Source organism: Microbacterium sp. LWH10-1.2 (assembly GCF_038397765.1).
GTDB classification, from domain to species: Bacteria; Actinomycetota; Actinomycetes; order Actinomycetales; family Microbacteriaceae; genus Microbacterium; species Microbacterium natoriense.
Map to the genome: position 1 here is coordinate 231,723 of NZ_CP151638.1, position 22,147 is coordinate 253,869.

Sequence of the window (22,147 nt, forward strand, 5' to 3'; positions counted from 1 at the left end):
GATCCTCCGGTTTCGTGGCGGTGCCCCCAGTCTGCGCCGGGCCACCGACACGGTCAACGGGGTGCGTCGGCGGCGTTCGCCGCCTGCGCCTCCTCGGCGGGGTTGCGGCGGATCCCGATCCACGACACGACGCCGCCGAGCACGAGCAGGCTCGCTGTCACCCAGGCCGCGCTGTGGAATCCGGCGAGGTTCAGCGTGCCGCCCACGATCGTCGAGAGCATCGCGACGACGAGCAGGCCGGCGACCCTGGCGACGGCGTTGTTGACGGCCGACGCGATGCCGGAGTGCGCCTCGTCGATCGCGCCGAGGATCGCCGCGGTCAGCGGGGCCACCGTCAGCGAGAGGCCGAGACCCATCACGATCATGGCCGGAAGCACCTGCCACCAGTAGTCGAAGTGCTCCGAGACGAGCAGCAGCATTACTGCGCCGACGGCCATCACCAGCGGGCCGACCGTCATGAAGATGCGGGGGCCGAGGCGCCCGGCCCAGGCGCCGGCGCGCGAGCTGACCAGGATCATCAGGATCGTCATCGGCAGGCTCGCGAGCCCGGCGGCGGTGGCCGTGAGACCCGCTCCCTGCTGCAGGTACACGCCGACGACGAAGCCGTTGAGCGACAGCGCGGCGTAGACGAACAGCGTCGCCAGGTTGCCCCAGGCGAAGTCCCGCACGCGGAACAGCGACATCGGCAGCAGCGGCGACGCCGAGTGATCCTGCCGCCAGAGGAACAGCGCGAACAGCAGGATGCCGACGATGCCCGGGCCCCAGATCACCGGAGAGGCCCAGCCCCTGGTCGGCTGCTCGATGAGCGCGAACACCACGGATCCCAGTCCCAGCGCGCACAGCGCCCCGCTCCACCAGTCCACTCGGACGCCGCTCCGGCGCTCGTCGAGCTTCAGCCGCGAGAGCAGGAAGAGCGTCACGGCGATCGGGAGCACGTTGATGAGGAAGACGAGGCGCCAGGACAGGAAGTCGACGAAGAGGCCGCCGAGCAGCGGGCCGACCAGCTGCGCCGCCGTGGTGAAGGCCGTCCACACGCCGATCGCGCGCGACTGCACGTCGGCGCGCATCGTCGCGGTGATGAGCGCCAGAGAGCTCGGCACGAGCAGCGCTCCTGCGGCGCCCTGCCCCGCGCGGGCGATGATCAGCACCAGCGGGTCGGGGGCGACGGCGACGGCGACGGATGCCACGCCGAAGGCGATGAGGCCGATCCGCATCACGAGCACGCGGCCGTAGGCGTCGGACAGCGACCCGGCCAGCAGGATCAGCGCGCTGAGTGTGATGAGGTACGCGTCGACGACCCACTGCTGAGTGGTGATGCCTCCGCCCAGCTCCCGGCTGATCGCGGGGAGCGCGACGTTGACGACGGTGCCGTCGAGGAAGGTCACGAAGGACGCGAGGATCGCGATCGTGATGACGAGCCGCTGCAGAGGGGCGAAGGATGACACAGCCCGACACTACTGCCGAAGAGGGAGGGGTGGATCGGAAACGCCTCTCCGCGTGCGTGCGGGGAGGCGTTTCCGATACGTGGTGGGCCCGTGGGCCCGCGCGACTACTCCTTGAAGCCGTCCCGCAGATTCTCGCCGGCCTTCTTGGCGGCGTCCCTGACGTCGTCCGCAGCCTGCTTCGCCGACGCCTTGACCTGGTCGGTTCGGCCCTCGGCCTCGAGCTTCTCGTTGTCCGTGACCTTGCCCACGCCCTCCTTGACCTTTCCGGCCAGCTTCTCGGCGGCGTTCTTGATGTCGTCTGCTGCGCTCATGCGCTCTTCCTCTCGTCGACGGATCACTCGAAGAGGCCACGTTCGCATCCGAGCGCGAGCAGGGCCACGGGGTTGACATCCGGCTTCTCGCATGACAGCGGAAACCGCCCATCGACGTGCGATGCGGCGGGGACTACTCTGGCGTCAGGCGGGCTGTCCTGCCCGCTGACCCCCAGAGGAGAGCGGTGTGCGATGGACTCGATGATGATGGGCGCCATGTCGAAGAACATGATGTCGATGCCCGACATGGCGATGATGGACATGTCCGTCATGCAGGCGTGCATGGACGCGTGTTCGGCCTGTGAGCAGGCCTGTACGGTGTGCTCCACGCAGATGATGGACTGCGCGCCGTCGTGCATGAACTGCGCCGACATGTGCAACACGATGATGCGCTCGATGATGCGGATGCAGGGCATGACCCCCGCGTCGATGATGTCGATGCTCGACGCCTGCATGGCGATGTGCCAGACCTGCATGGACATGTGCATGATGCACGCCGACGACAGCGAGGTCTGCAAGATGTGCGCTCAGGCGTGCAAGGCCTGCATGGACGCCTGCATGGCCATGAAGGACATGATGATGGCGGCCGCCTGATCCGGAACGGATCCGCGTCGCCTCAGACCGAGGCGACGTTGAACTGCGTCCGGCCGACGGCCAGCACGCCGTAGCGCACGTGCAGGGCGACCGGCGTTCCCGCTGCGGCTTCGAGCGCGGCGCCGGTGGCGTTCCACAGCGAGTGCGCCTCGCCGTCGAGCGTGCGCACCACGAGCTCGCCGGAGTCGGCATCCGACTGCTCGACGATCGCGTCGACCCACTCCGCCGGCGTCGCGGAGGCGAGTCGGGCCTGGATCAGGTGCAGACCGTGACCCGACGCGAACGAGGAGCAGACGTCTCCGTGCTGGCACATGCACGCCGCACGCTCACGCACCGGGAGGGGCGAAAGGCGGTTCAGCGGCGTGGACACGGGGTTCTCCTGTCGATCGGATGGCGTTCCCGCAAGAGTAGGCGCGGGATCACGGCGAGGGAACCGGCGCCGACACGAGACGAAACAAACGGGTGTAAGCTCGCCGGGTGCTGTTGTCGATGAGCGCCGGTCAGGCGCGGAACGGAGCCGCAGGCGCATTCAGCGCCGCGGGCAGAGGCTGACGATCAGCCGGAGGCGGAACCCCCGTCCCCGGTGCTGAGACGTACCCACCTCACCCCTTCCACGAAAGCACTGTTCTGTCATGCGTCCCATCGACGAGCGCGCCATCCGCGCATCCTTCATCAACGCCTCCCGCAAGGAGGTCTCCGACCTCACGCTGCCTCCGGGCTTCGCCGACATCGACTTCGATCGGCTCGACTACCTCGGCTGGGTCGATCCGAAGCAGCCCCGCCGCGCCTACGTGATCGCCTGGCGCGACGAGCAGGCGGTCGGCGTGTTCCTGCAGCGCGCCGAGCAGCGGGTCGCCTCACGCGCCCAGTGCTCCTGGTGCGACGACGTCACCCTCCGCAACGACGTGCAGCTGTTCGTCGCGCGCAAGGCAGGACCTGCCGGGCGCAAGGGCGACTCGATCGGCACGCTCATCTGCGCCGAGTTCGGGTGCTCGCGCAACGTGCGCGTGCTCCCGCCCCTCGCGTACCAGGGCTACGATCGCGAGCTCGCGAGGGACCTGCGGATCCTGCGGCTGGAGGAGCACGTGCTCGCGTTCCTCCGGGGAGTCGAGGACTCCGCCTGAGGTCCTGCGCGGGGCGACAGCTCCGGAGACCTCGGTGGTGTCAGTCGATGCCGCCGGTGACGCCGCGCACGTGCGCCCACGCAGGCTCGGCGAGGGCGGACGAGAGGCGGGCGTACTCGTCGAAGCTGCGCGCCCCCGGCCAGTCGTCCGGGAGCATCGAGGGTGGCAGCCCCGGATCGACGTACGGCAGCACGCGCCAGGTGTCGACGAGCTGCACGTAGGCGGCGAAGGGCGCGGTGGGGAGGGTCGAGAGCGACTCCTGGAACGCGAGGTGCTCGCGGCGCAGCGCGTCGAGATCCCACCACTTCGCCGCGGCCTCCACGACGGGCACGGCCGTGGTGGGCGCACCCGCGGGGAACAGGGTCACCCACTGCCGGGCGCCCAGGTCGTTGAGGATGCGCTCGACCTCGTCCTGCAGGTGGCCGGGGCAGATCCACAGCGCAGGGGAGACCACACCGGCCCCGATCCACTGCAGCCGCTTGCGCAGCTGGTGGCGCACGCTGCGCTCGCTCTCCGGGATCGAGAACGACACGAGACACCAGGTGTCGGCATCCGTCATCGTGCGCATCCGGAAGATGCGTCGATCACCCGCTTCCAGCATCGGCAGCGCCGCGGGGCTCAGTCGATACCCCGCCGTGCCGTCGCGCTCGGCGAGCAGCAGGCCCTTCTGCTTGAGCCGGGTGATGCCGGTGCGGGCCAGGGCGGACGGGATGCCGAGGTCCCCGGCGAGCGAGACGAGATCGGCCGCGGAGATCCAGCCGTCCAGGCGGCGCAGGTACAGGCCGACGATCGTCCGCAGCAGCGAGGCCGTGCTGCCGGGGCGGGCGTCGATGTCATCGAGCACCGGGAGCTGATCAGCGGCCATGCGACTCCAGGGCGTCGCGCACCGCGAGGACCCCCGTGATCGTCTCGACGTGCGAGGTGCTCAGCGGTGAGAGCCCGAGGCGGATGCCGTCGGGGAAACGGAAGTCGGGGATGATGCCGTCGGCCCACAGCCGCTGCGTGACCTCGCGGAAGTCCGGGTGGCCGATCGTGACGTGCCCGCCGCGGAGGTCCGCGTCGCGCGGGCTCAGCAGGCGCACCCCGAGCGGGGCCAGCACCTCGTCGTAGGCCGTCACCGCGAGATCGGTCAACGACTGCGACTTGGCGCGGACGCCCTCGATCGTCGCCTGCTCGATGAGGTCGAGCATGCCCTGCATGGCCAGCATCGAGGTCACCGGAGGGGTGCCGCTCAGCAGCTGGCGGATGTCGCCGGCCGGCACGTACTCCGGCCCCATCGCGAAGATGTCGGCAGCGCTCCACCACCCCTGGATCGGCTGCCGCAGCACCCCCTGCAGCGGCCGGCGCAGATAGGCGAAGGCCGGCGAACCGGGACCGCCGTTGAGGTACTTGTAGGTGCAGCCGACCGCGAGGTCGACGCCCCACTCGTCGAGCTGCATCGGGATCACGCCGACCGAGTGGCAGAGGTCCCACATCATCAGGGCACCGGCCTCGTGCACGGCCGCGGTGATCGACGGCATGTCGGCCAGAGCTCCGGAGCGGTAGTCCACGTGGCTCAGCGACACGAGCGCCGTGCGCGCGGAGACGACGCCCTCGACGTCGGCGACGGTCACCCCGTGCACGGGGTCTGGTTCGAGCCAGACGACGGTCATGCCGGTCTCCGCCGCCACGCCCTCCGCCATGAACCGGTCGGTGGGGAAGTTGCCGGCCTCGATCACGAGCTCCGTGCGCGTCGGGTCCGCCCCTGCGGCTGCGCGCATGAGCTTGTAGATGAGCACGCTGGTGGAGTCGGCGACCACGGTCTGCCCGGCCGCCGCGCCGAGGGCGAGAGCGCCGATGCGGTCGCCGAGCTGCATCGGCAGGGCCATCCACTGCTCGTCCCACGAGCGGATGAGCCGGGTGCCCCAGTCCTCGCGCACGAAGGCGGCGAGCTTCTCCGGGATGTCGCGCAGCGGGCGGCCGAGGGAGTTGCCGTCGAGATACGCGCCGACGCCGGGCATGTCGGCGAACGCCGCGAGGTGCGAGCGCAGCGGATCGGCGGCGTCGAGAGAGCGGGCGGTGGCGAGCAGGTCGGTCATGTCACACCTTCAGGGGTCGGGCGTCGATCGGGTCGGAGGTCGGGTGGGGGAGCAGGAGCAGCACGGATGCCGGGTCGAGCGGATCGACCGGGGCGAGCGCCCGCAGCAGCGCGGGGCCGTCGACGCCCGCCTCGCAGAGAGCGTCTAGTTCGCGCGGGTTCAGGTCGACCGGCGTGGGGCCGTTGCCCATGTCGGTGCCGTACTGCACGGCGCCGCCCGCGGCGTGGAACCGGCAGACGTTGTCGACGGCGATCGCCCGGCCGGCGTCGTCGTGGACGGCGAGGGTGGAGATCCACGAGACGGATGCCGCCTGCGCGGCGATCTCCGCGTCGGAGAGCCGCTCGGTGAACGGGGCGTGCGCGAGGGATCGGGCTCCGAGCCGTGCGACGCGCTGCGCCTGGCCTGGTCCCTCCGCATGGGCGACGACGGGGAGTCCACGCTGCGAGGAAAGCTCGACGATCGTGCGGAAGAGGTCGTCGTCGAGGACCGGCCCTGCGCTGCTGTTGCAGGCGACCTTGATGCGCGTGGCTCCGGCATCCGCCATCTCGGCGACGGCCGCGGCGGCATCCTCGGCGGTCGCGATCTCGCGGAACGATCCCGTCGGCGCCCAGCTCCGGTCGGACGGATACCCTCCGACCGCGGTGAGGAAGGCACCGGCGTACTCGACGTCGGTCGCGCGTGCGGCAGTCGGTTTTCGCAACTCCTCAAGATCTGCGGACTTCGAGGGGAATCGGCGCGATTCCCCGGGGTCGGCGGAGATTCTTGAGGAGTTGTGAACGGCGAGCCGGGCGACCACGTCCGGGTTCGCGCCGAGGTCCATCACGCGGCCCAGTCGCGAGCCGCTGAGTCGGGTGTGCTCGACGAGCTGAAGATGCACGTGGTGGTCGGTGAAGCCGCCGACGATCACGCCGTCGAGGCGTGGCAGGTCGGATGCCGGGGAGTCGGAGGCGAGCAGCATCCGGTCGCCGTGGACGGACAGCGTGCCCTCGCGCCATCCTTCTCCGTCGAAGAACGTCGCGGCCCTCATCAGCCGCCGATCTCGGTGCGCACGGTGTACAGCTCGGGGAAGAACGTGAGGTCGAGGGCCCGTTGCAGGAAGCCGACGCCGCTGGAACCGCCGGTGCCGATCTTCATGCCGATCGTGCGGGCCACGGTCTTCAGGTGACGGAAGCGCCAGAACTGGAAGTTGTCTTCCAGATCCACCAGGTCTTCGCAGGCCTCGTAGAGATCCCAGTTCTCCTGGTGGTTCTGGTAGATCTCGCGGATCGCCGGGACGAGCGCGGGGGTCTCGCGGTAGGGCAGGCGCACGTCGCGCTCGAGGATCTCGGCCGGGACCGGCAGGCCGCGGCGTGAGGCGTAGCGCAGGAACTCGTCGTACAGGGTGGGCTTCTCCCACTCAGCGGTAAGGAGGGCGAGGTTCGCGGGGTGATCGCGGAAGACGCTGAGCATCTTCTCGTTCTTGTTGCCCAGGGCGAACTCGACCGCGCGGTACTGCACCGACTGGAAACCGGAGGAGCTGCCGAGCGCACCGCGGAACTGCGCGTACTCGGTCGGCGTGAGCGTCGCCAGGACGGACCACTGCTGCGTCATCACGTCTTGGATCCTCTTCACCCGCGCGACCCGCTTCAGCGCCTCGCGGAGGTCGTCGCTCGCGAGCAGCTCGCGAGCGGAGGAGAGCTCATGCAGCAGCTGCTTGAGCCAGAGCTCGGTGGTCTGGTGCTGGATGATGAACAGCATCTCGTCATGGTGCTCGGGCACGCTGACCGGATGCTGCGCCGTGAGCAGCTGGTCGAGCGACAGGTACGAGCCGTAGGTCATCCGCCCGGTCAGGTCGGTGACGATGCCCTCTTCGAGTGCGCGCTCATTCTCGGTGCCCATGCCGTCGAAGATATCACTTCTGTGTCGGGCGTCACAATGATGAAATGTTGGCAGATGATGAGGAGCCCGCCGCCGTGCGGCCGTGACTAGAGGCGCGGGGTGCGGGGCGGGGGCGTGCGGCCAGAGCCGGGAGCCCCCGTCGCCTCGAACGCGGTGGCCAGCGCCAGCAGGCGGTTGTCGTCGTAGGAGCGCCCGGCGAAGGTGAGCCCGATCGGCATTCCGATGTCGTCCATCAGTCCCATCGGCACCGTCACGGTCGGCACGCCGAGGTGGCGCACCATGAGATTGCCGTTCGCGATCCAGGTGCCGTTGCGCCAGCCCAGGTCGGCGGATGCCGCGTTCACGTCCATGTCGGCAGGGCCCACGTCGGCGACCGCGGGGAACACGACGGCGTCGAGGCCGAGCCCGTCCATCCACTCCTCGAGGTCGAGTCGCCTGGTCTCCTCCAGCCCGCGCAGGCCGTCGGGGAGCTCGGGCATGTCGAGGAACCCGACACCGGGATTGTCGCGCACCCAGCCGGGGTACTCGGCGATGTCGTCGTCGAACCCCGTGTAGCGGTCGGGCAGGGCCCCATCAGGGTGCGGGAAGATCGCGGCGCCGTCGACGTCGGCGAGGGTCGACAGTGCCGGGTCGCCGTTGGCCTGCAGGAAGTCCTCCCAGCCCCACGCCGACAGGTCGACGATCTCGCGCTCGAGGTACTCCGGGGTCACCAGGCCACGGGTCGCGATGGTCGGAGCGCCGGGCCGGTCGCCCTCGTAGTTCGACACCACGGGGAAGTCGACCTCGACCACGGTCGCGCCGGCGGCTTCGAGGTCGCGCCGGGCCGCCTCCCAGCGGGCGATCACGGAGGCTCTGGTCTCGATGCGCTGTCCGGTGGGGCCGCCGATGCCGGGGTTCTCGGCCGTCCCGGCATCCGGGTCGGCGTTGATGTACATGCGCGGGATGCCGATCCGCACGCCGTCGAGAGCGACCGAGCCCGCGAGTGCCGGGTACGACTCGGGCCGGACGGCGGATGCCGCGGGCAGCGGCACCCACGGCTGCGAACGCCAGAAGTCGCCCCGGGTCTCCGCGTCGTCGGCGACGATCACATCGAGCACCTCCAGCAGGTCGGCCATGGTGCGCGCATGCGGCACGACGACGTCCATCGTGGGCACCAGGGGCCAGTTGCCGCGCGTCGAGATCACTCCGCGCGAGGGCGTGTAGGCGCACAGGGCGTTGTTGGTCGCGGGTCCGCGCCCGCTCGACCATGTCTCCTCCCCGAGCCCGAAGGCGCCGAAGCTCGCGGCGGTGGCCGTGCCGGAGCCGTTCGAGGAGCCCGAGGCGAACGGGGCGGTGAGGAAGTCGCCGTTGTACGGGCTCTCCGCGCGCCCGTAGACGCCCCGTTGCATGCCGCCGTTCGCCATCGGGGGCATGTTCGTGAGCCCGAGGCAGATCGCCCCGCCCGCGCGCAGCCGCTCGATCGTGAACGCGTCGCGCTGCGCCACGAGATCCGCGAACGCCGGGCTGCCCGAGGCCGCGGTGAGCCCCTTCACGAGGTAGCTGTCCTTCGCCGTGTACGGGATGCCGTCGAGCGGCCCGAGCAGGGCCCCCGCCGCCCGCCGCGCGTCGGATGCGGCGGCCTCGGCCGATGCGTCCGGGTTCGCGACGACGATGGCGTTCAGCGCGGTCGCCGTGCCGGGGGCGTCGTAGGCGGCGATGCGCGCCCGGTACGCCTCGACGAGCTCCACCGAGGTGGCGGCTCCGGTCTCGAGCGCGCGGCGCAGGTCGGCGATGGAGGCTTCGACGACATCGAACATGAGTGCTCCTTGGGGGTGAGGCGTTTCGTCTCGTTCGCTGTTGAGCGCCGTCAGAGGCTGGGCTGCTGCTGCGTGATGCAGTGAATGCCGCCGCCGCGGGCGAACAAGGGCCGGGCGTCGACCGTCACCACGGAGCGGCCGGGGTACGCGTCGGCGAGGATCGCGCGGGCGGCGGCGTCAGCCTGCTCGTCGCCGAAGCCGCAGGCGATCACGCCGTCGTTCGTGACGAGGTGGTTGACGTAGCTCCAGTCGACGACGCCCTCGTCGTCACTCAGGGTGGAGGGGGCGGGCAGGCCGATGATCTCGAAGCTGCGGCCAGCGGCATCCGTCTGCTGCTCCAGGTGTGCGCGGAGCTCCTGCGAGACGAGGAAGTCGGGATGCTCGGGGTTCCGCTGCTCGTGCAGGAGCAGACGGCCGGGGGAGGCGAGCGTGGCGACGATGTCGACATGGCCGTTGGTTCCGAAGTCGTCATAGTCGCGGGTGAGGCCGCGGGGCAGCCACACCGCCTTCGTGGCGCCGATCGTGCGGAGCATCTCTGCTTCCACCCGCTCGCGGTCGGCGAAGGGATTGCGACGGGGGTCGAGCTGCACCGTCTCGGTGAGGAGCACGGTGCCCTCGCCGTCGACGTGGATGCCGCCGCCCTCGTTCACGAGGACGGAGCTGACCAGCTCGGCGCCGACGGCGCCCGCGATGATGCGGGCGTGCTGCGACGCCTTCTGCCACTGCGCCCACTCGGGGGCGCCCCAGCCGTTGAAGATCCAGTCGACGGCGCCGAGGCGGCCGTCGTCCGACACCACGAACGTCGGTCCGGAGTCGCGCATCCAGAACTCGTCGACCGGCGCCTCGACGATCTCGATCGCGCCGCTCAGCATGCGCCGTGCGCGGTTGAGCTCGCTCGGGTCGACGAGCATCGACACGGGGGTGAACTCCGACGTGGCGTGCGCGACGGCCGTCCACGTGGCGTACCCCTCCTCGCGCTCCGCTGCGCTCTCGCCGAGCGTGGGGCCCTCGGCGGGGAAGGCCATCCAGATGCGGTCGTGGCGGGCTGTCTCGGCGGGCATTCGCCAGTTCATGGGGTTCTCCTCGCTGGTGGCGGGTGAGCGCGTCATCGCTATTGAACACCCGATCAACGAGTGCTACGGTATCTCCCGATGAGCACCACGTCAAGAGCCGCGGCACCGCGGAGGATGCCGCCGGAGGAGCGCGAGCGGTCGATCCTGCACGGCGCGACCGCGCTCGCGTACGAGAGCGGCCTGGAGGCCCTCACGGTGCGCGCGGTGGCGAGCCGCGTCGGCGTGACGCCCGCGCTCATCGCGCACTACCGCCCGGTCATGGACGAGTTCGTCGCCGAGGTCTTCGGAGACATCGTCTCCGCCGAGCGCGACGAGGTGCTCGGCGGCTTCGCCCCCAGCGGCGACCTGAGGGAGAACCTGCAGGCGCTGGTCGAGACGCTGCTCGACCGCACCCGAGACGACGTCGCACTGGTGTGGGTGCAGTCGTGGTCGCTCGGCGCCCGCAACGAGGCCCTCGGGCAGCGGGTGCGCGAGGAGATGGACCTGTGGCAGAGCGGGCTGGAGGACGTGATCCGCGCCTCGGGCCCCGGCGGAGTCGACCCCGCGTCGGCCGCCTGGCTGCTGCTCGCGATGGTCGACGGCATGAGCGCGCACTCGCTCGTCAAATGGGCCCCGCACGACAGGGCGGAGCTCGCCCGCCGCACCCTGTCGGCCGTGCTCGACCACGCAGACTGATCCGCCGACGCGACGACGCGACGGCCCAGATGACCAGGAGACACCCATGAACGATCCGCTCACACTCCTCCCCGCGGGGTCCGACGTCGCCGACGGCGTGCTGCGGATCTCCGGATGCCGGGTCGACGACCTCGCGCGCGAGTTCGGCACACCGGCGATCGTCGTGGCCGAGCCCGCCCTGCGCGCACGGGCGAGGGAGTACCGCGAGGAGCTCGTGCGCCGCTGGCCGCGGGCGCGCGTCGTGTTCGCGTCGAAGTCCTTCCCCGCGACGGCCGTGCAGTGCGTCATGGTCGAGGAGGGCCTGGGGCTCGACGTCGCGGGTGGAGGAGAGCTGCGCAGCGCGATGAAGGCCGGGGTGGACCCTGCGCTCGTCGTGCTGCACGGCAACGCGAAGACGACCGAGGAGATCGAGTACGCCGTGGCGCACGGCGTCGGCCTCATCGTGGTCGACAACGAAGACGACGTCGATCGCATCGAGGCGGCCGTTCCGGCGGGCTCTCGCCAGGGAGTCCTCGTGCGCATCGTTCCCGGCGTCGAGTCGTCGACGCATCCGCACGTCGCGACGGGACAGGTCGGCTCCAAGTTCGGCCTCACCCCCGAGGCCGCGCAGCCCCTGATCGAGCGACTGCGGCGTAGCGACCGCATCGACCTGCGGGGCGTGCACGCGCACGTCGGCTCGCAGATCCTCGACCCCGCCGAGCTCGCGGCCGCCGTCGAGCCGCTGGCCGCGATGGGCGAGTTCGAGGTGTACGACCTCGGCGGAGGGCTCGGCGCCCGCTACACGTACTCCGAGCATCCGGCATCCGTCTCCGACTACCTCGACGCGCTGATCGGCGCCGCCCGCGCGCACCTCCCCGCCTCCGCCGAGCTCATCATCGAACCGGGCCGGAGCATGGTCAACGCCGCCGCGACGACGCTGTACACGGTCACGACCGTCAAGCGCGATGCGCGCAACTTCGTCGCGATCGACGGCGGCATGGGAGACAACCTCGAGGTCGCGCTGTTCGGGCAGCGCTACGAGGCGGTCCTCGCCGAGCGGATGGGCGAGGAGGCCACCGAAGACGCCGTCGTCGTCGGCCGTCACTGCGAGAGCGGCGACGTGCTGATCGACGGCATCGCCCTGCCGTCGGCCCGAGTGGGAGACCTGCTCGCCGTGCCGGCGACCGGCGCCTATACGCACACCATGGCGAACAACTACAACGGGTACCGACGCCCGCCTGTGGTGTTCGCCGACCACGGCAGCGCACGTGCCGTGGTGCGCCGCGAGACCTGGGACGACCTCTTTGTGAGGGATCTCTGATCGCGGTACTGGTGGAAATCCTCTGACAGGAGGATTCTGTGGAGACGGTCGATGACGATCGTCCCGAAACAGTGGGGAGAACATCCATGTCGTCGTTGAGTCAGCAGCTGCTGCGCCGTAAGCCCACCACGCAGGAGATCGCGAGCGAGGAGGGCCTGAAACGCAGTATCGGGCTCTTCGCGCTGACGATGATCGGGGTCGGCGGCACGATCGGCACCGGCATCTTCTACGTGCTCTCCAGCGCCGTCCCGATCGCGGGGCCGGCGGTCATCTGGTCGTTCGTCATCGGCGGCGCCGTCGCCGGTGTCACGGCGCTCTGCTATGCGGAGCTGGCGGGGTCGGTGCCCGTCTCCGGATCGACATACTCCTACGCCTACGCGACGCTCGGCGAGGCTCCGGCGATGGGAGTGGCGGCCTGTCTGCTGCTGGAGTACGGCGTCTCCACGGCCGGCGTCGCCGTCGGATGGTCGCAGTACGTCAACCAGCTGCTCGACAACCTGTTCGGCTTCCAGATCCCGCCGGAGCTCTCCAACGCCCCCGAGCAGGGCGGCATCATGAACCTGCCGGCGGTGATCGTCATCGCTCTGTGCGCCCTGCTGCTGCTGCGCGGCACCGGGGAGTCCGCCACCATCAACGCGATCATGGTCATGGTCAAGATCGGCGTGCTGGTGTTCTTCGTCGCCGTGGCGCTGACCGGCTGGAACGCCGACCACTTCGCGAACTTCGCTCCGGCCGGGCTGCAGGGCATCATCGCCGGGTCAGGGCTCATCTTCTTCTCGTTCATCGGGTTGGATGCCGTGTCCACAGCCGGCGGCGAGGCCAAGAACCCCAAGCGCAACCTGCCGCTCGCGATCATCATGGCGCTGATCATCGTCGTCGTCGCGTACGTCGTCGTGGCCGTCGCCGCGATCGGCGCCCAGGCGCCCGACAAGTTCGAGGGGCAGACGGCCGGGCTCTCCGTGATCCTGGAGTCGATCATCGGCTCGTCGTGGCCGGGCACGGTGGTCGCGGCGGGAGCCGTGGTCTCGATCTTCAGCGTCACGTTCGTCGTGCTCTACGGTCAGACCCGCATCCTCTTCGCCATGTCGCGGGACGGCATGGTGCCGCCGGTGTTCTCGAAGCTGAACCCGCGCACGCTGGCCCCCGCGCGCAACACCGTGATCGTCGCCGCGGTGGTGGGCGTCCTCGCGGCGTTCGTCCCCATCAACTTCCTGCTCGAGATGACCAGCATCGGCACCCTCGTCGCGTTCCTCGTGGTCTCGGTCGCCGTCATCATCCTGCGCCGCCGCGAGCCGAACATCGAGCGGGGCTTCACCCTGCCGCTGCATCCGCTGATCCCCGTGCTGTCGATCCTCGGCTGCATCTGGATCATCACGCAGCTGCGTCCGATCACGATCATCGTGTTCGTGATCTGGACGGCCGCGTTCCTCGTCTACTACTGGTTCTACGGACGCACGCATTCGACGCTCGGGCGACAGGCCGCGGCCGGCGCCGACATCCCCTTCACCTCGACCGTGCGTCAGGTGGAGGAGGACGAGCGATGAGCATCCTGGTCGCGGTGAGCCCGGGGCACCGCTCGGTCGCGGTGCCGCAGCTGGCGGCGATGCTGGCGCGCTCGGCCGACACCGAACTGATCGTCGCGGCGGTCCTCCCGCTCACGTGGCCGCCGCTCGCGAGGAACGCCGACGTGGAGTGGCGCGACTATCTGCGCGGCTCCGCGGAGGTCGTGCTCGATCACGCGGCCTCCGAGCTCGGCGGAGTGAAGGCCACGTTCCTCCAGCACTCGGCGCGCTCCGCCCACCGCGGCATCCTGGAGCTGATCGAGGAGCACGACCCGAGCCTCGTCGTGGTCGGGTCGTCGTCGGGCGGGGCCTTCGGGCACATCACGCTCGGCTCGGTGAACGACGCGCTACTGCACGCCTCGCCGGTGCCTGTGGCGATCGCGCCGCGCGGGTTCAGGGCGAAGCCCACGGCCACGGTGCGCCGGGTCACGGCGGCATACGGGGGCACGGAGGCCGCGAAGGATCTGGTGCTCGGGGCCGCCGGCGTCGCGCAGAGCATCGGGGCCTCTTTGCGGATCGCCTCGTTCGCCGTCGTCCCCGAGGGGAGCGTGACGGCGGGCGTCGGACTCTCCGCCGAACAGGGCATCGCCGACGAGTGGGTGCGGATGATCGATGAGCACACCGCGGAGATCCTGCGCGACGTCTCCGCACTGCCGCGCACGCCCGCTCTCGACGGCGCGGTCGTCGGAGTCGGCGATTCCTGGGCGCGCGCGATGGAGGACGTCGAGTGGGCGGCCGACGACGTGCTCGTCGTGGGGTCCAGCTCGCTCGGACCGATCGCGAGGGTGTTCCTCGGCTCGCACGCGACGAAGGTGGTCAGGCATTCGCCGGTCCCGGTGATCGTCGTGCCCCGCGGCGCGGCGGGAGAGCTCCTGGAAGCGGCGGAGGACCCGGGCGCCTGAGCGCCTGCGTCAGGCGGGGCTGCTGGCCTGTACCTGGCGGCGCTGTGCGCCTGCGCCAGGTCGTGCTGCCGACCTGCGCCAGAACTCCGGAGATCCTGCCTGCATCGGCGCGGCTTGCGCCGCCTCCACCCGGATCGTGGCGATTCTCCGGAGTTCTGGCGACGGACGGATGTCGGGACGGATGCGACGGATGCCGGGACGGATGCGACGGGCGGATGCCGGGACCGCGGTCCCGGCATCCGTTGATCAGTCGCGCACGCGCACCGAGAGGCAGGTGACGCAGCCCTCGAGCTTCTCGAACTCGCTGATCGGCGTCTCGATCACGGTCAGTCCGCGGTCGCGGAACAGCTGGGCGCTCTGCGGCGCCTCGGACGACATGAGCACGGTCGTGTCGTCGAGGACGACGACCGCAGTGCCCTGCTCCTCCAGCACCGGGAGGAACTCGGGGTATACGGAGGCGTCGTCGACGAGCGGCGGGTAGCCGATGATGGTGCCGTCGGGGAGCGCGGTGACCCCGCTCTTGAGGTGGAGCACCTTGGTGACGGGCACGGCGACGACCGTCCAGCCACGAGGGGTGAGCAGGTCGCGCAGCTGCGCGAAGCCGTCGGCGTTCGAGCGCAGGGTCTGTCCGACGTAGACGGTCGTGCCGACTTTGAGCACGTCTCCGCCGTCGAGCGTGCCCGGGGCCTCGATCGCGACGAACGGGATGCCGGCGCGCTCCAGAGCCTCGCGCGTGGAGTCGATCTCGCCGCGGCGGGAGTCGGCGCCGGGGCGGCTGAGCACGGCGAGGTCGCCGAACATGATCACGGTGTCCTCGACGAAGACGCCGTCGGCGTGCTCGTCGGCGGCGTCGATCTCGATGACGTCCCAGCCGAGTCCGCGGTAGACGTCGACGTACTGCTCCCACTGTCGCTGAGCCAGTTCGGCGTCGACGGGGACGCGCTCGAAGTGGGTGAGCTCGCCTTCGGCGAGACGCGGAGAGGGACGGCGGACGAGAAGGCGTGACATGGCTCAAGAATACCGGCGGCCCGCGAGGGCGAGCCACCGGCGGTCCTGGCGGATCAGGTCACTCCATGGTGTCGAGAATGGCGACGAGGTCCTCGAAGGTGGTCAGCGGGTTCACGATCGCGAAGCGGGTGTTGGGTCGTCCGGCGTGCGAGCTCGGGACGACGAACGCGTACTGGGAGTCGAGCAGCCCGTCGGACCAGCGGGCGTAGTCGTCGCGGTCCCAGCCGTCGCGCTCGAACACGACGACCGTGAGCTGCGGGTCGCGGACGAGAGTGAACCCGGGGCGACGACGGATCTCCTCGGCGATGCGCTGCGTGAGCGCGAGCGTGCTCGACACCGCGTCACGGTACGCCTGCACCCCGTAGGTGGTCAGCGAGTACCAGAGCGGAAGCCCCCGGGGGCGCCGGGTGAGCTGGATCGCGTAGTCCGAGGGGCTGAAGTCGTCGCTGTCGGTGAGGGTGTCGAGGTACTCGGCGTGCTGCGTGTGCGCCCGACGGCCGGTCTCAGGATCGCGGTAGAGCAGCGCGCAGCAGTCGTACGGGGCGAAGAGCCACTTGTGCGGATCGACGATGGCCGAGTCGGCCCGCTCGACGCCGCGGAAGTGGTGCCGGGCCTCCGGGGCCAGGATGCCGGTGAGGCCGTAGGCGCCGTCGATGTGCAGCCAGAACTCGAACTCGTCCTTCAGCGCGGCGATGCCCTCGATGTCGTCGATGATGCCGAAGTTGGTGGAGCCGGAGGTCGCGACGACCGCGAACACGGCGTCGCCGTGCTCGACGAGGGCCTCGCGCACGGACTCCGCGTGCAGCTTGCCGTCGACGCCCGCGGGCACGGCGATGGTGTCGACGTCCATGACCTTCGCCGCCGACTTGTTCGAGGAGTGCGCCTCGGCGCTGCAGACGAGCTTCCACCGCGGCGGGAGCGGAGTGCCGGCCTCCTCGAGGCGGCGCTTGGCGGCGTCACGCGCGGCGACGAGGGCCGAGAGGTTGCCGATCGTGCCGCCCTGCACGAACACGCCTCCGGCGCCCTCGGGGAAGCCGATCTCGGCCGCGAGGAAGGACAGCACCTCGTTCTCGGCGTACACGGCGCCTGCGCCCTCGAGCCAGCTGCCGCCGTACAGGCCGGATGCCGAGACGACGAGGTCGAAAGCGATCGCCGCCGTCGTCGGGGCGGTCGGGATGAAGGAGAGGTAGCGCGGGTGGCTCGCGGTGAGGCACGCCGGCGCGAGGATGTGCTCGAAGAGCGCGAGCGCGCGGGTGCCGCCGATTCCCTCGTCGGTGATGGTGCGGCCGGCGAGGCGGCGCAGCTCCCCAGGGGGGAAGGGCTTGTCGAGCGGCACGTCCCGTGCCAGCATCCGCCGGCGGGAGTAGTCGAGCACAGCGTCGACGATCGACGCCTGCTCATCGGTCGCCGCGTGCATCCGCGTCGGGTTCATCGGACACTCCTCTTTCGCCCCGCGGCACACCCGCCGAGGCAGGGAAACGCTAACAGAACGGCGGCTCCGTGGCATCCTCCCGCCCTCTCCTCGGAGCACCCGCTCCCAGGGCTCCGAGACCGAGGACGCGACCGAGGCAGGTGCAGGATGAAGCGAAGGCGCTCCGATCGTGGAACTGCTGCGGGACCGTGCAGTCGTGCGCCCCGGATGCGCTCAGTCCCCGGCGAGCACCGATGCCGCGTCGCTGATCGTGATCTGCGGCGGGTACAGCCCCATCACGTGGAGTGCGGCGGCGTGGTTCTCGGCCGTCGAACCCGCGCACGCGTCGGCGGCCACCGTCACGCGCGCCCCGGCATCCGCCGCCGCCAGCGCGGTCGACAGCACGCAGCAGTCGGTCGAGACCCCGGCGAGGACGACGTGCGCTCCGCGGCCGACGATCGCCTCGATCTCCGGACCCCACTTCCCGAACGTCGGCAGGTCGAGGCTCGGATGCGGCGACAGGTCCGCGGCATCCGGCACCAGGTCGAACAGCGGGTCCGTCGGCGGTTGATCGGCGAACGGCCAGGCGGCGAAGTACTCGCCCCACGACGTGGAGCGGTCGGCCGTCGGCATCCACCTCGTGACGAGCACGCGCTCGCCGAAGGCATCCGCCAGGGCGCGGATGCGCGGCATGACATCGGCGAAGAACGGCGAGCCCCACGCCGAGTCGGGCGCCGCGAAGATGGCCTGCGGGTCGATCACGACCAGCCAGGCGCGTGTCGGCTCGCGTGGCTCGCTCAACGACCGGAATCTTCCTGCTGGCGGATCTTCGCGGCCCGCCCGAACCAGGTCACGAGGAACGACAGCACCAGCGCGAACAGCACGCCGAGGTTCGCGTAGCCCCAGTCATCGCGCCAGCCGAACAGGTCGAGGAAGTAGCCCTGCCAGTCGTTCCATCCGGTGTCGGGGATCTGGTTCATGACGAACCCCCAGCCGATCACGGTCGCGACGAGCATCGTGCCGATCGAGAGCCCGTCGAAGGCTCCGTAGCGTCCGCGGCTGTCGAAGAGCGCAGCGTCGTCGTAGTCCTTGCGGCGGCGCAGGATGTCGGCGATCAGGATTCCGGCCCACGACGCCATCGGTACGCCGAGAGTGATGAGGAAGGACTGGAAAGGGCCGATGAAGCTGGTCGCGAAGAACACGACGTAGATCGTGCCGGCGGTGAGGATCACGCCGTCGACCGCCGCCGCGGCCGGGCGGGGGATGCGGATGCCGAGGCTGAGCAGCGTCAGGCCGGACGAGTAGATGCCGAGCACGGCGCCGGACACGAGCGTGAGGATCGCGACGATCAGGAAGGGGAACAGCAACCACGTCGGCAGGAGCCCCGCGAGGGCGCCGATCGGGTCGGAACCGACCGCGGCAGAGAGGCCCTCGTTCGAGCCGGCGAGCAGGAGCCCGAAGAACACCAGGATGATCGGGGCCACCGAGCCGCCGATCGTGTTCCAGGCCACGATCTGCCCATCGGATGCCGTGCGCTTCTGGTAGCGGGACCAGTCGGCGGCGATGTTGATCCAGCCGAGTCCGAACCCGGTCATGACCATCACGAGCGCGCCGATCGTCTGTGCGAACGTGCCGTCGGGGCGGGAGAACGCGGTCTCCCAGTTGATCGAGTCGAACGTGAAGATCAGGAACAGCACCGTCATGGCTCCGGTCAGCCAGGTCAGCACCGACTGCAGCCGCATGATGGTGTGGTAACCGAGCACGGAGGCCCCGACGATCAGTGCGGCGACCGCGATCGTGGCGATGATCTTCACGGCGGTGTCGTCCTCGCCGCTCACCCAGCCGAGCGTGCGCAGGATCGTTCCGGTCGCGAGCACTGCCGTGATGGCGAGCGACGTCTCCCAGCCGATCGACGTCAGCCACGACACGATGCCGGGGAGCTTCTGCCCCTGCACACCGAAGGCGGCGCGCGAGAGCACCATGGTCGGCGCCGAGCCCCGCTTGCCGGCGATCGCGATGAGCCCGCACAGCAGGAACGACACCACGATCCCGACGATCGACACGACCGTCGCCTGCCACAGCGAGACGCCGAAGCCCAGGATGAAGGATCCGTACGACATCCCGAACACCGACACGTTCGCGGCGAACCAGGGCCAGAAGAGGTCCCGTGGCTTCGCGGTGCGATCCGACTCCGGGATGATCTCGATGCCCGCACGCTCGATCAGCGCGCCCGTGTTCTGCGTCATGACGACATCCTCCTCGCTCTCCGCGCGAAAAGTCGGAGTCTTCGCGCGGACACGCCGCTCCACGGCATCCGCCAGCCGGAGTGAACTCCTGAGGTGTGCAGGTGAGCGTCCGGTTGCCCTATGCTCACCCGCATGGGCGCTCCCGACACGGCACGGATCTCCGGGCGAACGATCCGCACGGTCGAGCAGACCCCGAGACTGGCCTACGAGCGCTACTGGTTCGACTCCGGAATTCGGGCTCCGTACACCGTGGAGCCCCGCTGGGGGTCTCTCGACGTCGTCGGGGAGTTCGCCGTCGAGGGCCTGCGGACCGGGCCGTTGCTGCTGTGGGACGAGGAGCTGGGAGACCGGGGCGATCTCGCGGCGCTTCGGGAGCGCTACTTCGACGGGAATATCGAAGCGTGGGAGCCGCCGCCGCCCGCGCTGGAGCGGGATGCCACAGGGCTCGATCCGCTGGACGATGACGACTTCTGGCCCTACATCGACCTGCTGGGCGGGCGCATGTGGGAGAAGACGCTGGCCGCCGCCTCCGTGGCCCTCGCGGAGCGCGACGAGGTGTTCATCCTCCGCTGGCAGGAGACCTGCGCGCTCAAACAGCTTGCCCTCGCGGACACTCTCGATGATATCGAGCAGTACGGGCACGATGGCTTTCCTCTCCTCGGCGCCGTCATCGGCAAGGGCAGAGCGGTGTACGAGTCGATGATCCCCGACTGGGTGCCGTGGGATCCGCGATGGGTGACTGATCATTCCCAGTCGGTGCCGCACCTCGGGTCCTTCGCGCTGCGCCGCAAACTGGGACGCTACGTTCATGTCACGACGTCCTTCACTCCTCTGCACGAGCGCCTGCTCGCCGCTGCGACGGCGCAGGGAGAAGCAGCAAGAGAGGCTTTCGAGTCACGTCCGGGCAAGGGGCGAGCGGAGGTCGAAGCGGATCTCGGGTCGGCGCCGAGCCTGGAGGAGACCGTGAACTACCTGCATGATCACGGTGACGAACTCTCGAAGGAAGGATGGGCTGCCGTCACGGAATTCCATGAGCCCGAACATCTGAGGGGCATGGACCGCATCTCCATGCGTGCGGCACGGGCGTTGATCGACGATGGACGGCGGATCCGCGTGCGGATCGTGTTCGGTGACGTCGATCGGCTGCCCCACGAACAGGTCGAGTCCGCGATGAGGGTCTCGCTAGAAGCCTTTGGCGGAGTGATCTGCTCCTCGGTCGAAATCGATCAGATGCAGTATGCCGGCCCGGCGGACACCGACGCGTTCGTGGTCAAGCGGCGCTTCAGGGGAACCCGCGAGGCGTACCTCGAGCGTTACATTCCTGCGTGAGCGGAGTCCGTCGCGCAGCGTCAGCCGCGGATGGCCGCGTCAGCCGCGGAAGAAGGCTCCGGCCACCAGGCTCAGGTCGTGCAGATCGGAGACCCCGGCGAGTTCGCGGGCCGAGTGCATCGACAGGATCGGGATGCCGACGTCGACGGTGCGGATGCCGAGGCGGGTCGCCGTGATCGGGCCGATCGTCGAGCCGCACGGCACGTTGTTGTTCGACACGAACTCCTGCGGGCGCACCCCGGCGCTCTCGCACCACGAGCGCCAGGCGGCGGAGCCCACGGCATCCGTCGCGTAGCGCTGGTTCGCGTTGAGCTTGAGGATGGGGCCGGACCCCAGCACCGGGTGCACGACGGGGTCGTGCTTGGCGGCGTAGTTGGGGTGCACCGAGTGCCCCACGTCGCTCGACAGGCACCACGACGAGGCGTAGGCGCGGCGACGTTCGGACCCGTCGGCGCCGAGACCGGCGTACACCCGCTCGAGCACGTCCTCCAGGAAGGGGCCGGCGGCGCCGGAGCGCGACCCGGAGCCGAGCTCCTCGTGGTCGAAGGCGGCGAGGACGGCGATGGGCCCCGACTCCGCGTCGTGCGTCGCGAGCGCCACGACCCCCGCGTGCACGGAGGCGAGGTCGTCGAGGCGGCCGGATGCGAAGAACGCGCTGTCCTTGCCGAACACGGCGCCGCGCGCGGTGTCGGCGATCACGACGTCGTAGCCGCGGATGGCGGATGCCGCGACACCGGCGGACACCGCGAGCTCGGCGAGGATGTCGGCCTGCGTCGGGTCGCCGAGGCCCCACACGGGCTGGGTCTGGAACTGCTTGTCGAGCGCGAGGCCGCTGTTGGCCTCACGGTCGAGGTGCACCGCCAGCTGCGGCAGACGCAGCAGCGCTCCGGTGTCGGCGAGCACGACGCTGCCGTCGGCGAGGGCGAGACGGCCGGCGAGGCGCAGCTCCCTGTCGAGCCAGGAGTTCAGCAGCGGGCCGCCGTACACCTCGACGGCGGCCTGCAACCACCCCGCGGATCCGGTCGTGGGCTGCGGCTTGAGCTTGAAGCCGGGGGAGTCGGTGTGGGCGCCGAGGACGTGCGATGGTGTGGTGGCGACGGCATCCGACGGGACGGTCCAGGCGATGGCCGCACCGTCCCTGACCACGACGAACCGGCCGCCCTGCTGAGCGGGCCAGGGGTCCTCCTCGCGCAGCCGGGAGAACCCGGCCGATTCGAGCCGGCGCGCCACCTCCTCGGCCGCGTGGTAGCTCGACGGTGAGGCGGAGACGAAGTCCGCGAGGTCGTCGGCGTGGGCGAGGGCGGATGGAGCGACGGGCATGAGTGGCCTTCCTGCGTGCGTGCACCTCCGATCGTAATCGGGTCTCGACCAGGCAACGGAGCACGGGGGAGGGCTTAAGTCGAGACGACCTCTCG

Annotated in this window: 21 protein-coding genes; 6 read left to right on the plus strand and 15 right to left on the minus strand. The window is 70.1% G+C overall.

Annotated elements, in window-relative coordinates; genetic code table 11:
• Window positions 1-53 precede the first annotated feature (53 nt).
• The 4 genes from MRBLWH10_RS00955 to MRBLWH10_RS00970 all read right to left on the minus strand — a co-directional run bounded on the left by MRBLWH10_RS00955 (window position 54) and on the right by MRBLWH10_RS00970 (window position 2,720).
• Window positions 54-1,445, minus strand: a complete 1,392-nt coding sequence (locus MRBLWH10_RS00955; protein WP_341941306.1) for an MFS transporter — start codon at window positions 1,443-1,445, stop codon at window positions 54-56.
• A 104-nt stretch (window positions 1,446-1,549) separates the two neighbouring features.
• A complete protein-coding gene (locus tag MRBLWH10_RS00960) occupies window positions 1,550-1,756 on the minus strand; it encodes a CsbD family protein (RefSeq protein WP_341941307.1) in 207 nt (68 codons plus the stop codon).
• A gap of 23 nt (window positions 1,757-1,779) precedes the next feature.
• Window positions 1,780-2,274, minus strand: a complete 495-nt coding sequence (locus MRBLWH10_RS00965; RefSeq protein ID WP_341941308.1) for a hypothetical protein — start codon at window positions 2,272-2,274, stop codon at window positions 1,780-1,782.
• Between the two features lie 98 nt (window positions 2,275-2,372).
• On the minus strand, window positions 2,373-2,720 hold the full coding sequence (locus MRBLWH10_RS00970; protein WP_341941309.1) for a hypothetical protein: 348 nt from the start codon (window positions 2,718-2,720) through the stop codon (window positions 2,373-2,375).
• Window positions 2,721-2,982: 262 nt separating this feature from the next.
• Between MRBLWH10_RS00970 and MRBLWH10_RS00975 the strand changes: the two genes are divergently transcribed.
• Entirely contained in the window at window positions 2,983-3,474 is a 492-nt protein-coding gene (locus MRBLWH10_RS00975) for an FBP domain-containing protein (protein WP_105672871.1), read from the plus strand.
• Between the two features lie 40 nt (window positions 3,475-3,514).
• Here the strand turns inward: MRBLWH10_RS00975 and MRBLWH10_RS00980 are convergent, their stop codons facing one another.
• From MRBLWH10_RS00980 to MRBLWH10_RS01005, 6 genes are all read right to left on the minus strand, one after another.
• Window positions 3,515-4,339 carry a PaaX family transcriptional regulator C-terminal domain-containing protein gene (locus MRBLWH10_RS00980; protein ID WP_341941310.1) on the minus strand — a complete coding sequence of 275 codons (825 nt, stop codon included), beginning with the start codon at window positions 4,337-4,339 and terminating at the stop codon, window positions 3,515-3,517.
• On the minus strand, window positions 4,329-5,552 hold the full coding sequence (locus tag MRBLWH10_RS00985; RefSeq protein WP_341941311.1) for an aminotransferase class V-fold PLP-dependent enzyme: 1,224 nt from the start codon (window positions 5,550-5,552) through the stop codon (window positions 4,329-4,331). Before MRBLWH10_RS00985 ends, MRBLWH10_RS00980 begins: the two co-directional genes overlap by 11 nt.
• A gap of 1 nt (window position 5,553) precedes the next feature.
• On the minus strand, window positions 5,554-6,579 hold the full coding sequence (locus MRBLWH10_RS00990; protein ID WP_341941312.1) for a hydrolase: 1,026 nt from the start codon (window positions 6,577-6,579) through the stop codon (window positions 5,554-5,556).
• A complete protein-coding gene (locus tag MRBLWH10_RS00995) occupies window positions 6,579-7,430 on the minus strand; it encodes a tryptophan 2,3-dioxygenase family protein (protein WP_341941313.1) in 852 nt (283 codons plus the stop codon). Before MRBLWH10_RS00995 ends, MRBLWH10_RS00990 begins: the two co-directional genes overlap by 1 nt.
• An 86-nt stretch (window positions 7,431-7,516) precedes the next feature.
• Window positions 7,517-9,226 carry an amidase gene (locus MRBLWH10_RS01000; protein ID WP_341941314.1) on the minus strand — a complete coding sequence of 570 codons (1,710 nt, stop codon included), beginning with the start codon at window positions 9,224-9,226 and terminating at the stop codon, window positions 7,517-7,519.
• Between the two features lie 50 nt (window positions 9,227-9,276).
• The gene (locus MRBLWH10_RS01005) at window positions 9,277-10,299 is read right to left on the minus strand and encodes an agmatine deiminase family protein (protein ID WP_341941315.1); all 1,023 of its coding nucleotides are present in this window, start codon (window positions 10,297-10,299) and stop codon (window positions 9,277-9,279) included.
• Window positions 10,300-10,377: 78 nt separating this feature from the next.
• On the opposite strand from MRBLWH10_RS01005, the gene MRBLWH10_RS01010 reads away from it, so the two are divergent.
• From MRBLWH10_RS01010 to MRBLWH10_RS01025, 4 genes are all read left to right on the plus strand, one after another.
• Entirely contained in the window at window positions 10,378-10,974 is a 597-nt protein-coding gene (locus MRBLWH10_RS01010; RefSeq protein WP_341941316.1) for a TetR/AcrR family transcriptional regulator, read from the plus strand.
• A gap of 46 nt (window positions 10,975-11,020) precedes the next feature.
• A complete protein-coding gene (gene lysA / locus MRBLWH10_RS01015; protein ID WP_341941317.1) occupies window positions 11,021-12,274 on the plus strand; it encodes a diaminopimelate decarboxylase in 1,254 nt (417 codons plus the stop codon).
• An 86-nt stretch (window positions 12,275-12,360) separates the two neighbouring features.
• Window positions 12,361-13,818, plus strand: coding sequence for an amino acid permease (locus tag MRBLWH10_RS01020; RefSeq protein WP_341941318.1), 1,458 nt, complete (start codon window positions 12,361-12,363; stop codon window positions 13,816-13,818).
• Window positions 13,815-14,738 (plus strand): universal stress protein, encoded by a 924-nt coding sequence (locus MRBLWH10_RS01025; protein WP_105672861.1) that lies wholly within the window; start codon window positions 13,815-13,817, stop codon window positions 14,736-14,738. The genes MRBLWH10_RS01020 and MRBLWH10_RS01025 overlap by 4 nt, the downstream gene beginning before the upstream one ends.
• A 246-nt stretch (window positions 14,739-14,984) precedes the next feature.
• Here MRBLWH10_RS01025 and ddaH read toward each other — a convergent pair whose 3' ends face one another.
• The 4 genes from ddaH to MRBLWH10_RS01045 form a co-directional block, all read right to left on the minus strand.
• Window positions 14,985-15,746, minus strand: coding sequence for a dimethylargininase (gene ddaH / locus MRBLWH10_RS01030; RefSeq protein ID WP_223585897.1), 762 nt, complete (start codon window positions 15,744-15,746; stop codon window positions 14,985-14,987).
• Window positions 15,747-15,804: 58 nt separating this feature from the next.
• On the minus strand, window positions 15,805-17,178 hold the full coding sequence (locus tag MRBLWH10_RS01035; protein WP_341941319.1) for a pyridoxal-dependent decarboxylase: 1,374 nt from the start codon (window positions 17,176-17,178) through the stop codon (window positions 15,805-15,807).
• A 213-nt stretch (window positions 17,179-17,391) separates the two neighbouring features.
• The gene (locus MRBLWH10_RS01040; RefSeq protein WP_341941320.1) at window positions 17,392-17,958 is read right to left on the minus strand and encodes an isochorismatase family protein; all 567 of its coding nucleotides are present in this window, start codon (window positions 17,956-17,958) and stop codon (window positions 17,392-17,394) included.
• A complete protein-coding gene (locus MRBLWH10_RS01045) occupies window positions 17,955-19,403 on the minus strand; it encodes a cytosine permease (protein WP_341941321.1) in 1,449 nt (482 codons plus the stop codon). The genes MRBLWH10_RS01040 and MRBLWH10_RS01045 overlap by 4 nt, the downstream gene beginning before the upstream one ends.
• Before the next feature lie 249 nt (window positions 19,404-19,652).
• Between MRBLWH10_RS01045 and MRBLWH10_RS01050 the strand changes: the two genes are divergently transcribed.
• On the plus strand, window positions 19,653-20,732 hold the full coding sequence (locus tag MRBLWH10_RS01050) for a hypothetical protein (RefSeq protein WP_341941322.1): 1,080 nt from the start codon (window positions 19,653-19,655) through the stop codon (window positions 20,730-20,732).
• A gap of 39 nt (window positions 20,733-20,771) precedes the next feature.
• Here MRBLWH10_RS01050 and MRBLWH10_RS01055 read toward each other — a convergent pair whose 3' ends face one another.
• The gene (locus tag MRBLWH10_RS01055; protein ID WP_341941323.1) at window positions 20,772-22,052 is read right to left on the minus strand and encodes a M18 family aminopeptidase; all 1,281 of its coding nucleotides are present in this window, start codon (window positions 22,050-22,052) and stop codon (window positions 20,772-20,774) included.
• Window positions 22,053-22,147 lie beyond the last annotated feature (95 nt).